13 protein-coding genes and 1 tRNA gene are annotated in these 11,972 nt (G+C 77.3%); 3 read left to right on the forward strand and 11 right to left on the reverse strand.

The genetic code is table 11. The features are described from left to right. Positions 1 to 234: 234 nt before the first annotated feature. The gene (locus tag ET526_RS19830; protein ID WP_135470576.1) at positions 235 to 1,128 is read right to left on the reverse strand and encodes a LysR substrate-binding domain-containing protein; all 894 of its coding nucleotides are present in this window, start codon (positions 1,126 to 1,128) and stop codon (positions 235 to 237) included. Between the two features lie 110 nt (positions 1,129 to 1,238). On the opposite strand from ET526_RS19830, the gene ET526_RS19835 reads away from it, so the two are divergent. Continuing rightward, positions 1,239 to 1,460, forward strand: a complete 222-nt coding sequence (locus ET526_RS19835; RefSeq protein WP_135470578.1) for a DUF1127 domain-containing protein — start codon at positions 1,239 to 1,241, stop codon at positions 1,458 to 1,460. 21 nt (positions 1,461 to 1,481) lie between these two features. On the opposite strand, the gene ET526_RS19840 is transcribed toward ET526_RS19835, so the two are convergent. From ET526_RS19840 to hemC, 8 genes are all read right to left on the reverse strand, one after another. After that, complete coding sequence (locus ET526_RS19840) at positions 1,482 to 1,913, reverse strand: OsmC family protein (RefSeq protein WP_192898731.1); 432 nt, start codon at positions 1,911 to 1,913, stop codon at positions 1,482 to 1,484. A gap of 106 nt (positions 1,914 to 2,019) precedes the next feature. Then, on the reverse strand, positions 2,020 to 2,712 hold the full coding sequence (gene cysE / locus ET526_RS19845; RefSeq protein ID WP_135470581.1) for a serine O-acetyltransferase: 693 nt from the start codon (positions 2,710 to 2,712) through the stop codon (positions 2,020 to 2,022). Between the two features lie 42 nt (positions 2,713 to 2,754). Next, the gene (locus tag ET526_RS19850; protein WP_135470583.1) at positions 2,755 to 3,792 is read right to left on the reverse strand and encodes a cysteine synthase A; all 1,038 of its coding nucleotides are present in this window, start codon (positions 3,790 to 3,792) and stop codon (positions 2,755 to 2,757) included. A gap of 187 nt (positions 3,793 to 3,979) precedes the next feature. Further along, positions 3,980 to 4,054: transfer RNA gene (locus ET526_RS19855), tRNA-Thr, on the reverse strand. A 168-nt stretch (positions 4,055 to 4,222) separates the two neighbouring features. Continuing rightward, the gene (locus ET526_RS19860) at positions 4,223 to 5,506 is read right to left on the reverse strand and encodes a heme biosynthesis HemY N-terminal domain-containing protein (RefSeq protein ID WP_135470585.1); all 1,284 of its coding nucleotides are present in this window, start codon (positions 5,504 to 5,506) and stop codon (positions 4,223 to 4,225) included. A 4-nt stretch (positions 5,507 to 5,510) separates the two neighbouring features. Continuing rightward, a complete protein-coding gene (locus ET526_RS19865) occupies positions 5,511 to 6,851 on the reverse strand; it encodes a hypothetical protein (RefSeq protein ID WP_135470588.1) in 1,341 nt (446 codons plus the stop codon). An 8-nt stretch (positions 6,852 to 6,859) separates the two neighbouring features. After that, on the reverse strand, positions 6,860 to 7,597 hold the full coding sequence (locus ET526_RS19870; protein ID WP_135470590.1) for a uroporphyrinogen-III synthase: 738 nt from the start codon (positions 7,595 to 7,597) through the stop codon (positions 6,860 to 6,862). A gap of 23 nt (positions 7,598 to 7,620) precedes the next feature. After that, entirely contained in the window at positions 7,621 to 8,640 is a 1,020-nt protein-coding gene (gene hemC / locus ET526_RS19875) for a hydroxymethylbilane synthase (protein WP_135470592.1), read from the reverse strand. A gap of 28 nt (positions 8,641 to 8,668) precedes the next feature. On the opposite strand from hemC, the gene tsaD reads away from it, so the two are divergent. After that, positions 8,669 to 9,748 carry a tRNA (adenosine(37)-N6)-threonylcarbamoyltransferase complex transferase subunit TsaD gene (gene tsaD, locus ET526_RS19880; protein ID WP_135470594.1) on the forward strand — a complete coding sequence of 360 codons (1,080 nt, stop codon included), beginning with the start codon at positions 8,669 to 8,671 and terminating at the stop codon, positions 9,746 to 9,748. A 64-nt stretch (positions 9,749 to 9,812) separates the two neighbouring features. Here tsaD and ET526_RS19885 read toward each other — a convergent pair whose 3' ends face one another. Together ET526_RS19885 and ET526_RS19890 are read right to left on the reverse strand one after the other, a co-directional pair. After that, entirely contained in the window at positions 9,813 to 10,484 is a 672-nt protein-coding gene (locus ET526_RS19885) for a class I SAM-dependent methyltransferase (protein ID WP_135470597.1), read from the reverse strand. A 196-nt stretch (positions 10,485 to 10,680) separates the two neighbouring features. Then, complete coding sequence (locus tag ET526_RS19890) at positions 10,681 to 11,178, reverse strand: hypothetical protein (RefSeq protein ID WP_135470599.1); 498 nt, start codon at positions 11,176 to 11,178, stop codon at positions 10,681 to 10,683. 166 nt (positions 11,179 to 11,344) lie between these two features. On the opposite strand from ET526_RS19890, the gene ET526_RS19895 reads away from it, so the two are divergent. After that, the gene (locus ET526_RS19895; RefSeq protein WP_135470602.1) at positions 11,345 to 11,905 is read left to right on the forward strand and encodes a hypothetical protein; all 561 of its coding nucleotides are present in this window, start codon (positions 11,345 to 11,347) and stop codon (positions 11,903 to 11,905) included. Positions 11,906 to 11,972: the final 67 nt, after the last annotated feature.

Below are 11,972 nucleotides of genomic sequence, written 5' to 3' on the forward strand. Positions count from 1 at the left end.
CCAAAACCGATGCAAGTGTCAAGGAACGTGCCGATCAGGGCCAAGCCCTGCCACCCCGCCTCATGCATGGGCAGCAAAGACCTCGCCTGATGGCTGAGCCGCTTCGACCGAAGGGGCGAAGATTTTGGGAATATCCCAATCCCCGTCAACCCCGCCGCGCCGCGGCGGAGGCGCATTTACGCCGCCCGCCCCCGCCGGTCAACCCCCTCTTCCGCGCCGCGGCGAGCGCCTGCCTCACAGCCGCGACGCCGCTTCGAGCCCGGGATCCAGCCGCACGCTCGCCACGATGTGGCGCGCCAGCGCCTCGGCCAGCGGGGTCGGCGGGCCGGAGAGCAGCTCGATGGTGAACTCCGGCAGCGGCGGCAGCCCCTCGGCCGGGCCCAGCGTGCGCAGCCCCTCGGGCAGCGGCCCCGGCATGCACACCGTCACGGCAAGCCCGGCCAGCGCCGGCGCCAGGGTCCCCGCCTGGGAGGTGCTGGTATAGGCAAGCCGCCACGGGATCTCCGCCTCGTCCAGCGCCGCCGTCGCCGCCCGCCGCCAGACGCAGCGCGGCTGGGCCAGCGCCAGCGGCAGCGGCCGGCGCGCGTGGGTCGCGTGCTGCGCCGCCCCCACCCAGACCAGCGCGCCGCGCCACAGCGTGCGCCCGGCGAAGCCCGGCGGCTCGTTGCCGCCCGAGAGCAGCGTCAGATCAAGCTCGCCCTGCACCAGCCGCTCCGCCAGCTCGTTCGAGGGCGCACAGGTGACCTCCACCTCCGCCGCCGGATGGCTTTCGGAAAAGCGCGCGAGGATCGTCGGCAGCCAGCGCAGCGCGTAGTCGTCCGGCGTACCGAGGCGCACCTGCCCCGCCATGGCAGGGCTGCGAAAGGTGGCGAAGATCTCGTCGTGCATCGCAAGCAGCCGCCGCGCCCGCTCGAGCAGCCAGGCGCCGTGCGGCGTCGGCTCCACCCCGCGCGGCCCGCGCAGCAGCAGCGGCTGGCCGAGCATCTCCTCCAGCCGGCGGATCTGCATGGACACGGCGGATTGGGTGCGGCCCACCGCCTGGGCGGCGCGGGTGAAGCTGCCACCCTCGGCGATCAGCACGAAGCTGCGCAGCAGGTCGGGATCGAGCCCAGGGGGCAGGGCGAGCATGGGGCGGCTCCTCGCCCCGAATATCAAGGCGGCTGATGGAGGCCGTCAACGCAATTCGTTTTTCTTATTCCGCTCCGCGCTCCATCCACGTCGTGGAAGGAGAATGCCCCATGTGGATCCGCGATACCCTGCCCTTCGCCGCCCTCGGAACGCGCCGCGCTCCCGCCCTTCGCCTCTCCCTTGGCCGGATGCTGCGCGCCATCCGCACCCGCCGCGAGCTGGCGGAGCTGGACGAGCGGATGCTGAAGGACATCGGGCTCAGCCGCGCCGAGGCGCTGGCCGAGGCCAGGCGAGCCCCCTGGGACCTCGACCCGCTGCCGCGGCGCCTCTGACCCAAAGGGTGCGCCCCGCGCCTATTCCAGCGCCGCCTCGAGCGTGATCTCGGCCTTCAGCACGCGCGAGACGGGGCAGGTCGCCTTGGCCTCCTCGGCGAGGCGGCGGAATTCTTCCGCGCTCACCCCCGGCACCTTGCCGCGCAGGGTGAGCGCAATGGCCTTGATGGTCCAGCCGCCCCCCTCCTGCTCCATGGAGAGCCGCGCCTCGGTGGAGAGCGTCTCCGGCGCGTGGCCGGCGCCGCTCAGCTTGAAGGCGAGCGCCATGGTGAAGCAGCCGGCATGGGCGGCGGCGATCAGCTCCTCGGGGTTGGTGCCCTGCGCGTCGCCGAAGCGGGCGGTGGCGGAATAGGGCGTGTCGCGCAGCGTCCCGCTCTGCGTCGCCAGCGTGCCCTTGCCCTCCTTGCCGGTGCCCTGCCAGCGGGCGCTGCCGGTGCGGCGGATGCTTGCCATGGAACGTCCCTCCTCATCCGGTTGGGGAGCGTCCCAGCCTAGGCAGGCGCCGGCCGCGGGCGAACCCGGAAACGCGGCGCCGCCGGTGCCGGTCGCGTGAGCGACGCTACTCCGCCGCCGGCAGCTGCGTCGCCTGGCGGCGCAGCTCCGCCAGCTCGGCGCGCAGCGTCGCCACTTCGGCGCGCAGCACCGCGATCTCCTCTCCCACCGGGTCGCAGGGCGTCTCGCCGAGGCCGTAGCCGGGCGAGCGGCCGGGCGCCGGCCGGGCGGGCATGACGCGGTGCTCCTGCGGCGGCCGGGCGGGGATGCCGACCACCGTCTCGCCCGGCGGCACGGGGCGGGAGACGACGGCGTTGGCGCCGATGCGCGCCCCGTCGCCCACCGTGATCGGCCCCAGCACCTGCGCCCCGGCGCCGATCGCCACGCCATGGCCGATGGTCGGGTGCCGCTTGCCGGGCGTGCCGGTGCCCTCCAGCGTCAGCCCGCCAAGCGTGACGCCGTGGTAGATCAGCACGTCGTCGCCGACCTCCGCCGTCTCGCCGATCACCACCCCCATGCCGTGGTCGATGAACAGCCGCCGCCCGATCCGCGCGCCGGGATGGATCTCGATGCCGGTGATGAAGCGGCTGGTGTGGGAGACGATGCGCGCCAGGGTGCGCAGCCGGGCCCGGTAGAGCGCGTGGGCGAGGCGGTGCATCAGCACCGCGTGCAGCCCGGCATAGCAGGTGATCGCCTCGACCCAGGTCGGGCGCGCCGGGTCCCGCTGGCGGATGGCGCGGGCGAGCTCGATGATCTCCATGGAAGTCTCCATGCCGCCCCCGGGGGAGGGCGCGCTTCCCTGTCAGGCCAGCCAGGAGGGCACGGGCAGGTTCCTCTCCCGCAGGAAGTCCGGGTTGAACAGCTTGCTCTGGTAGCGCGCGCCGCCATCGCAGAGGATGGTCACGACCCGGTGCCCCGGCCCCAGGGCGCGGGCGAGGCGGATCGCCGCCGCGACATTGATGCCGGCCGAGCCGCCGACCGAGATCCCCTCCCGGATCTGCAGGTCGAACACCTGCTCCAGCGCCTCCTCGTCGGGGATCTGCACCGCGTCGTCGATCAGCCCGCGCGCCCCCTCGAGGTTGCCGGGCACCCGCGCCGCCTGGCCGATGCCCTCGGTGATGGAGTTGCCCTCGGCCTTCAGCTCGCCGGTCTTGACCCAGGAGTAGAGCGCGCTGCCCATCGGGTCGGCGAGCACGATCCGCACCTCCGGCCGCTTCGCCTTCAGCACCCGCGCCACGCCGGCGAGCGTGCCGCCGGTGCCGCAGGAGCAGGTGAAGGCGTCGATGCGCCCGCCTGTCTGGGTCCAGATCTCGGGACCGGTCGTCGCCTCGTGCGCCGCGGCGTTGGCCAGGTTGTCGAACTGGTTGGCCCAGATCACGCGCTGCCCCTCCGCCGCCAGCGCCTCGGCGAGGCGGCGGGAGACGTGCACGTAATTGCCCGGGTCGCGGTAGGGCTTGGCCTGGGTGAGGCGGAGGTCGGCGCCGATCATGCGCAGGAAGTCGAGCTTCTCCCGGCTCTGCGTCTCCGGCACGCAGATCACCGCCCGGTAGCCGCGGGCGTTGGCGACCAGGGTGAGACCGATGCCGGTGTTGCCCGCCGTGCCCTCGACGATGGTGCCGGGCTCGCCGGGGACGAGCAGGCCGCGCCGCTCGGCGTCGAGCACGATGCCGAGCGCGGCACGGTCCTTCACGCTGCCGCCGGGCTGCATGAACTCCGCCTTGCCCAGGATCTCGCAGCCGGTGGCCTCGCTCGCCCGGCGCAGGCGGATCAGCGGCGTGTTGCCGACGGCGCCGATGAAGCCGTCCACGATGCCTGCGGCCGGGTTCGAGGATGGCGGCATGAGGGTTCCTCCACTTCGGACAGAGACTGTTGGCGGCGCCGGCGGGGATTCAAGCATGCCGGCGCGCGGGGCCGCCTGCGCGGAAGCGGCGGGGCCGTCATGCGTGCGGGCGTGCCCGGTCCCGCCTCCGCTTCTGCACCCTGGGGCCGGCGCGCGCCAGGGGAGGGAAGGGGCTGGGGCCGCGAGGTGGTGCCGGGCGGGGGATTTGAACCCCCGACCTGCCGATTACGAATCGGCTGCTCTACCGCTGAGCTAGCCCGGCCTGTTCCCGGCGCCCCGGCGGGGCGGCCCGGATCCGTGCGGAGGAAGGCGCGCGCCCGCGGGCGCGCCGGCCGCCCGGCCCGCTTGATAGCGCCCGCGCCGGTGGCCGGCAACGTCCGGCATGGATGGCGGCGGCGGCGATGCCAGGCACGCCGCGCGGCCGCCGGAATCAGGCGCCCGCCGCCGTCGGCACCCGCGCCGCCGGGGCGGTGCCGGTCCAGGCGATCTGGCCCACCGTATCGCAGGCGGGGCAGACCGGCTTCCACTCGTTGTGCTCGGCGCCGCAATGCCCGCAGCGCCAGCGCGGCTCCGCGGGCGCCTGCGCCGCCTCGCGCAGCCAGCGCGCCTGGGCGGCGCGGGCCTCGGGCGTCTCGCCGTGCTCGGCCTCCTCCAGCTCGGCGAGCATGAGGAAGGCGCGACGATCCGCCATGCCCTCCTGGCGCAGCGCCTCCAGCTCGTTGCGCGCGCGCCCGGTCAGCCCCGCATCCAGCGCGGTGCGCGCGAGCAGCAGCCGGCTCTCGGGGTGGGCGGGGTTGCGGCGCACCAGCGCCTCGGCCGCCTTCACCCGCAGCAGCGGATCCGGCTCGCTCGCCAGGTAGGGCTCGGCCAGGGCGGGGTGCGGCGCCTTGGCCCAGGCCTCCTCCAGCACGGCGCGGGCGCGGCGGGCGTTGCCGCCCTGCTCCAGCCGCCGCGCATGGGCGAGCGCCGCCGGGGCGAAGCCGGGATCGGCCTGGAAGGCCTGCCGCTCCAGCTCGGCCGCCCGGTCCGGATCCGGCTCCTGCCCGGCGGCGGCGAGGGCGAGGGCGGCGCGCGGCGCCTCGGGCGGGGAGAGCGCCAGCGCCTCCCGCCAGTCGCGGGTGCGCAGCGCGAGCTGGGCTCGCTCCTCGCGCAGCCAGGCGGCGCCGGGCTGCGCCGCCTCCGCCTCGCGCGCCAGCGCCAGCGCCGCGTCCCAGTCGCCGCGCGCCATCGCCTGGCGCAGCAGGCCACGAAGGCCGAGGAAGCGCGCATCCTCGCGCTGCGCCAGGGCGCGGAACACCTCCTCCGCCGCCTCCTCGCGCCCGGAGAGGCGCTCCGCCTCCGCCGCCAGCAGCAGGGTCTGCGGCGTGTCGCCGAGCAGGCCGCGCGCCTTGCGCACCTCGAGCCGCGCCGCGTCGCCCGTGCCGGCGGCCAGCGCCACCAGGGCCCGCGTCACCGCCGCCTCGCCCTGCTCGCGGCGGCGCGCGGCGCGGCGGGCGCGCATCCGCTCCGGCCAGCGGCGCAGCGCCCCGACCAGCGAGGAGAGGCCGAGCAGCAGCGCCGCCGCCGCGAGCAGGATCAGCACCGCGATCGGGAAGGCGAGGCCGATGAAGGTCTCGCCGACGCGGATCTCCACCGTGCCGCCGAGGTCGGCCAGCCAGAAGGCGGCGGCGACGCCGGCCGCCAGCAGGATCAGGATCAGGAGGGCGCTGCGCATCGGCTCAGCCCGCCGCCATCTCGCGCAGCGCGGCGCGGGCCTGGACCAGCGCCTGCGCCTGCTCGATCCAGCCCTGCATCGCCTGGCGGGCGCCGCGCGGCAGCCGCTCCAGGTGCTGCAGCGCCTGCTCGAGATCGCCGGCCTCGAGGGCGCGGCGGGCACGCTCCAGCGGCTGCTCCACCGCGTCGCCCCAGATCACCTCCTCGCCGCGGCGGACGGTGACGAGGCCGCCGAGCCGCGCCCGCGCCGCGTCCATGACGCCGGCGCGCTCGCCCTCCCGCGCCTCGCCGGGGTCGGAGGCGGCGCGGGCGGCGCGGGCCGCCTCCTCGAAGGAGAGGCGGAGCGCCGCCTCGGTCGGCGGCGGCGTGGCGGCGAAGCGGGCGAGGGCCGGCGGCGGGTCCTGGAAGGGCTGCAGCACCGGCCCGAGCGGCTGGCCGCCGGCCAGCGCCGCGCGCACCGCGTTGAGCGCGGCGACGCGCCCGGCCTGCTGCGTCGCGGCGGCGAGGCGCTGCTGCGCCTGCTCGACCGCGGCCAGGCGCTGCTCGAGCTGCCGCTCCAGCGCGCCGAGGCGCTGGTCGGTCTCCTGCGCGGCGGCGGCGAGGCGCTGGCCGAATTGCTGGCCGAGCTGGCCGAGGCGCTGCTCCACCGCGTTCTCCACCATCGCCAGGCGCTGCTGCGCCGCCTGCTGCGCGGCGGCCTCGCGCTGCTCCGCGGCGCGGAGGATCTCCTGCTGGCGCGCCGCCAGCGCCTCCAGCCGCTCGCCGAGGCGGGCGGCCAGCGCCTCCAGCGCGTCGCGGCCGGCGACGGCGGCGGGGTCGAAGGCGGGGCGGCCCTCCAGCGCCTGCAGGCGCCGGTCGGTGGCCGCCGCGCGCTCCTCCGCCTGGGCGGCGAGCCGCTCGGTCGCCTGCACCGCCGCCCGCTCCGCCGCGCCGACCCGCTCGGCAAGCTGGGCGAGCTGCTGTTCGAGCGGGCGCGGATCGGGCGGCGCCGGCCGCTGCTCCAGGGCGCGCAGCCGGCCGTCAAGCTCGGCGAGCTGCGCCAGGCGCTGCTCCAGCCCTGACAGCCTCTCGACCCGCGGGGCGAGGGCGGCGGCCTGCTCGCGCAGCGTGTCGAGCCGCTGCTCGATGCGGTCGAGCCGCGCCTCCTCCGCCGCCGCGCGCTGGTCGGCGCGCGGCGTGGCCCAGAGCCACCAGATGGCGAGCAGCAGCACCACGCCGCCGACGCCGATCATGATCGCCGCCGGGTCGAGCCGCATCGGGCGCGAGGGCGGGGCGGGGGACGAGGCGGCGGGCCGCGCCGGGGCGCCGGAGGAAGGCGTGGCCTGGTTCTCGGGGGAGTCGCTCATGATGCCATCTATCTCGTGCCGTGCAGCAGTTGCAGCAACGAATCCTGGTCGGGCCGGTTGGCGACGCGGATCCGGCGCCATGCCTGCGGCGCCGCCGCCGTCCTCGCCGCCGCGGCCACCCGGGGGCTGATCGCCAGGGCGTCCATGTCGCCGATCGCGCCCGCGAGGCCCGCGGCGCGGAGGGCGGAGATGGCACACTCGGCCGAGCGGGGCGAGAAGAACAGCGCGGCAACGACCTCGCCCTTCGCCAGCGCCGCCCGCGCCTCCGCCGGCAGCCCGCCCGCCGGCGCGGCGGCATAGACGACGCGGCGCAGCACGCGGAAGCCCCGCCGCCGCAGCGCCGCGGCAAGATCGAGCGAATACCCCTCCCCCACCGCGAGCAGCAGCGGCCCCGCCCGCGGGTCGAGCCGCCCGGCGACGAGATCGGTCAGGGAGGCGGCATCGCCCCCGGCCGCGATCACCTTTGCGTAGCCCCGCGCCCGCGCCTCCTCCGCCGTCGCGGCGCCGACGGCGAAGACGGGCGGCGCCCCCCCGTCGGGGGGCGGCAGGGCGCGGGCGGCGGCGCGGCTGGTCAGCAGCAGCGCCTGGGCCGGCGGCAGGCGGGCCGGGCGGGGCGCCAGCACCAGGGCGGGCGCCAGCACCGGCCGCCAGCCCAGCGCCGCCACGCGCCGCGCCGTCTCGGCCGCGGCGGGCTCGGGCCGGGTGACGAGCACGGCACCGCGCCCTTCCCCCTCAGGCCGGGTCATGGCGGGGACCTCCTCGCCGCAGGTCAGGCGAAGAGGTCGGCGGGGCTGTCGGCGCGCAGGCTGCGCCCGAGCTCCATACCGAGCCGCGCCGCCTCCGCCACCGGCGCTGCCGCCGAGCGCTTCAGCAGGAAGGAGCCGTCCGGCCGCGCCACCAGGCCGGTGAGGCGCAGCTCCCCGTTCGGCAGCAGCCGGGCATGGCCGCCGATCGGCGTGCGGCAGGAGCCGTCGAGCGCGGCGAGCAGCGCCCGCTCCGCCGTGGAAACGGCGGCGGCCTCGCGGTCCTCGATGGCGGCGAGCAGCTCGCGCAGCTCCACGTCGTCCTCGCGCACGGTGATGCCGACGATGCCCTGGCCGGCGGCCGGCACCATCGCCTCGGGGTCGAGCACCACCGCCGCCTCCGCCTCCAGCCCGAGGCGGCGGAGGCCGGCCAGCGCCAGCAGGCTGGCCTGCACCTCGCCCGCCTTTACCCGGGCGAGCCTGGTCTGCACGTTGCCGCGCAGCAGCGTCACCCTGAGGTCCGGCCGCGCCGCGAGAAGCTGCGCCTGCCGCCGCAGCGAGGAGGTGCCGACCAGGCCGCCCGCGGGCAGCGCCGCCCAGGGGTCGGCCGGGTCGGGCGCGGGCGCCGCGCCGGGGGCGAGGATCAGCGCGTCCCGCGCATCCTCCCGCTTCAGGGTGCAGGCGAGGACGATGCCGGGGGGAAGCTGGGTCTCCAGGTCCTTCAGGCTGTGCACGGCGAAGTCAACCCGGCGGTCCAGCAGCGCCTCGTGAATTTCCTTGGCGAAGAGGCCCTTTCCGCCGATATCCGCAAGCCGCCGGTCCTGGATGCGGTCGCCCGAGGTGGCGATGGCGTGCTCCTCGAAGGCCTCGGCGTCGCGCAGCACCGGGCAGAAGCGCGAGACGATCGAGAGGAAGTGCCGCGTCTGCCACAGCGCCAGCGGCGAGGCCCTGGTGCCGACGCGCAGCGGCAGCGGACGGCCGTGCCGCGGCACGGGGCGGCGGCCGGCGGGCGGTTCGCTCTGGCGCTCTGGCGGGATGGTCGGCATGGCGTGACGCGGGGTCCTTGCGGGAACGATGGAAAGCGAAGGCAAAGGGGCGACGCCGCCGCGCGGGCTGGCCGCGGATGCCCTCGTGCTCGGCCTGGAGTCGAGCTGCGACGAGACCGCGGCGGCCGTGCTGCGCGGGGACGGCGCGATCCTGGCCGAGGCGGTGCTGAGCCAGGAGCGGGAGCACGCCCCCTACGGCGGCGTGGTGCCGGAGATCGCGGCCCGCGCCCATCTGGACCATCTCCCCCGCCTCACGCAACAGGTGATGCGGCGGGCGGGGGCCGGCTTCGCCGATCTTGCCGGCGTCGCCGCCACCTCGGGGCCGGGGCTGATCGGCGGGCTGATCGTCGGCGCCTCCTTCGGCAAGGGCATCGCCATCGCCCGCGGCCTGCCCTTCGTGGCGGTGAACCACCTGGAGGCCCACGCCCTCACCGCCCGCCTGCCCGGCCTGCTGCCGGAGGGGCCGCCCGCCTTCCCGTACCTGCTGCTGCTGGTCTCCGGCGGGCACTGCCAGTGCGTGGCGGTGGAGGGGGTGGGGCGCTACCACCGCCTCGGCACCACCCTCGACGACGCGGTGGGCGAGGCCTTCGACAAGGCGGCGAAGCTGCTCGGCCTGCCCTGGCCGGGCGGGCCGGCGCTGGAGGCGCTGGCGCGGCGCGGCGACCCGGCGCGCATCCCCCTGCCCCGCCCGCTGCTCGGCCGGCCCGGCTGCGACTTCTCCTTCAGCGGGCTGAAGACCGCGGTGGCGCACGCCGCGGCGCGGCTGGCGGAGGATGGGGAGCAGGGGCGCGCCGACATCGCCGCCGCCTTCCAGGCCGCGGTGGCGGCGGTGCTGGCCGACCGCGCCGCGCACGCCCTGGCGGCGATGCCGGGAGCGGGGGCGCTGGTGGTGGCGGGCGGCGTGGCCGCCAACGCGGCGGTGCGCGCGGCGCTGGCCGGGGCGGCGGCGCGGCACGGCGTGGCGCTGCTGGTGCCGCCGGCGCGGCTCTGCACCGACAATGCGGTGATGGTCGCCTGGGCGGGGATCGAGCGCCTGCGCCTCGGCCTCGCCGACCCGCTCGGCCACGCGCCCCGCCCCCGCTGGCCCCTGGAGGCGCTGGCGGCCTGAGGGCGTCGCCCGCGGTGGGCGGGGTCACGCTTCCCGGCCGCTCCCGCCCGCGCGCGGTCCCGCCCTACGCGCCGGCCCGGAGGGGGTGGAGCAGGGAGGTCTCGGTGGGGTAGGGCGCGGCCGGGGTCAGGCCGTAGAAGCGCTCGACGCGGCAGCCCGCCCTGGCCAGCGCCTCCCGGTAGCGGGCGCGCTCCGTGTTGTCGAAGACGATGGCGCCCTCGGGCTTCAGGTGGCGCACCGCCTCGCGCAGGCAGGCGGTACGGGCGCGGCCGTCTATGACGATCAGGTCGAAGGGCCCGCCGGCCTGGCGGATCGCCTCGACATAGGGGCGGTAGTCGAGCCCCCCATGGCCCAAACGGCCGGAGCGGCAGGCCCCCTCCGCCGAGGCCAGCGGGCGGGGCGGGGCCAGCACGCCGCGCACATGCGGAAAACCCGCCGTCAGCCGGCGGATCGCCGGCCACCAGCGCGCATCGTGCTCCACATAGGCCACGCGCCGGCAGCGGCGGGCGAGCCAGGCGGTGCTGGCGCCCGGCCCATACTCGAAGGCGGTGGCGGCGCCGCGCCGCTCGCGCAGGAACTCCTCCACCCGCTCGGCGGCGGCGAAGGACCACCAGGGCAGGTCGAGGCGGGCGAGGCGGAGCGGGTCGCGGAGGGCGGCCAGGCTGCGGAGGTAGAGGGCGAGGCGCCCGGGCCGCCGCTCCGCCCCCTCGAGGGCGGCGAGGGCCGGGCTCGTCATCGGCCCGCCCCCTCCCTGCGAGGGGGATGGGGCGGGGTCGCGGTCGTCCTGCCGGGGGTCACGCGCTGGGGCCTCCGTGGTGAGGATTGCTGCGGGGGTGGATGCGCAAGGGACGCGAGAGGGCGGGCCGGGTGCCCGCCGCCCCGAACACGAATGCGCGCGCTCCCCCTCCCCTCTCCCGCGCCGCCCCCTTGGGTCAGCGCCCCGCCGAGGCCACGGCCTGGCCCGCCGGCCGGGCCGGGGCGGGGCAGGCGGCGGCGCGGTGGATCTGGGTGATGCGGTGCTCCTCCGAGAGCCGGGCGAGGTCGGCGCCGCTGCCGAGCGCCATCACCTGCCGCCACAGCGGCGCGACATTGGCGCAGAACTGCGCGCCCTGGCGGATGCCGTCCTGGGAATGCGCGTTGGCGAGGCCGGTGACGTGCTCGTCCATCCCCCGCACGCCGCTGCCGGCGCGCCGGAAATGCGCCGAAACCGCGCGATGGGCGCCGATCAGCTCGGGGCGGAACCGCCCCACGAAGGCGTTGTAGGCATCCTCCTGGCGGCATTGCAGCGCCGCCACCATCAGCATGCTCTGCAGCGCCTGCACCTGGAAGGCGGCGCGCTCCGCCGGCTGCAGGCAGGGGCCGGCGGCGGTGGCGGGCGTGGCGAGGGCGAGAAGGCAGAGGCCGGCCGCGAGGCCGCGCGCGAGGATCATGGCACCGTTTCCCCCAAGGAGCGGGCGGCCGGCGCACCCCCCCGGCGCACCGTGCCGCCCGGCCAGGGAAAGGCTACACCATCGCCCGTCGGCGCAGCCGGCGCGGCGGCCGCGGCGTTGGTTTTCGCCGGCCTGTTGCGCCGGCGCAGCGCAGGGGAGCCCCGCAATGACCTCGCACCCACCCCTTCTCCGGCGGCGCGGCGCCATGGCGGCCCTGCTCGGCGCCACCCTGGCCGCCTGCGCGGCCGAGCCGGGCGCGCCCTACCTGGCCGGCTTCGGCGACCCGGTGCGCGGCGCCGCCCTCTGGGCGCCGCGGGACCTTGCCGACACCAGCCGCTGGGCCGGCCAGCCGGCGCGCGCGGCCGAGGTGGCGGCGCAGCTCGAATTGCTGACGGACGGCATGCTGACCAGCCCGCGCTACGCGCCGGAGGTGGACCCCGGCGTGGCGCACCTGCTCTCGGAGGCGCGGGCGGAGATGCGCGCCTATCTCGGCATCGCCCCCGAGGCGCCGGCCGAGCCGGTGATCGCGGCGCTGAACCGGGCGGCGCGGGCGCTGCACGCCGGCAGCCGGGCACGGACGGAGGCGGCGCTCTCCGCCCCCTTCTTCACCGCCGGCCCGCTCGTCACCTTGGCGCGGCTGGAGGCCATGCCCCGCCTGCCGCGGACCGCTGCCGCCGCCGGCGCCGCGGCGGCCGAGATCGCGCGCCTCGACCGGCCGCGGCGCTAGGGTCTGGACGCAATCGCGCCCGGTCGGTGATGGCTGAGGCGAGGCAGACGGCGGCGGGGACGTTGCG

The organism is Crenalkalicoccus roseus (genome assembly GCF_004761865.1).
Classification (GTDB): Bacteria; Pseudomonadota; Alphaproteobacteria; order Acetobacterales; family Acetobacteraceae; genus Crenalkalicoccus; species Crenalkalicoccus roseus.

Coding starts and splice junctions, on each gene's coding strand:
- ET526_RS19830 (WP_135470576.1), bottom strand. CDS start 1,128: ATGCTCGCCCTGCCCCCTGGGCTCGATCCCGACCTGCTGCGCAGCTTC.
- ET526_RS19835 (WP_135470578.1), top strand. CDS start 1,239: ATGTGGATCCGCGATACCCTGCCCTTCGCCGCCCTCGGAACGCGCCGC.
- ET526_RS19840 (WP_192898731.1), bottom strand. CDS start 1,913: ATGGCAAGCATCCGCCGCACCGGCAGCGCCCGCTGGCAGGGCACCGGC.
- cysE (WP_135470581.1), bottom strand. CDS start 2,712: ATGGAGATCATCGAGCTCGCCCGCGCCATCCGCCAGCGGGACCCGGCG.
- ET526_RS19850 (WP_135470583.1), bottom strand. CDS start 3,792: ATGCCGCCATCCTCGAACCCGGCCGCAGGCATCGTGGACGGCTTCATC.
- ET526_RS19860 (WP_135470585.1), bottom strand. CDS start 5,506: ATGCGCAGCGCCCTCCTGATCCTGATCCTGCTGGCGGCCGGCGTCGCC.
- ET526_RS19865 (WP_135470588.1), bottom strand. CDS start 6,851: ATGAGCGACTCCCCCGAGAACCAGGCCACGCCTTCCTCCGGCGCCCCG.
- ET526_RS19870 (WP_135470590.1), bottom strand. CDS start 7,597: ATGACCCGGCCTGAGGGGGAAGGGCGCGGTGCCGTGCTCGTCACCCGG.
- hemC (WP_135470592.1), bottom strand. CDS start 8,640: ATGCCGACCATCCCGCCAGAGCGCCAGAGCGAACCGCCCGCCGGCCGC.
- tsaD (WP_135470594.1), top strand. CDS start 8,669: ATGGAAAGCGAAGGCAAAGGGGCGACGCCGCCGCGCGGGCTGGCCGCG.
- ET526_RS19885 (WP_135470597.1), bottom strand. CDS start 10,484: ATGACGAGCCCGGCCCTCGCCGCCCTCGAGGGGGCGGAGCGGCGGCCC.
- ET526_RS19890 (WP_135470599.1), bottom strand. CDS start 11,178: ATGATCCTCGCGCGCGGCCTCGCGGCCGGCCTCTGCCTTCTCGCCCTC.
- ET526_RS19895 (WP_135470602.1), top strand. CDS start 11,345: ATGACCTCGCACCCACCCCTTCTCCGGCGGCGCGGCGCCATGGCGGCC.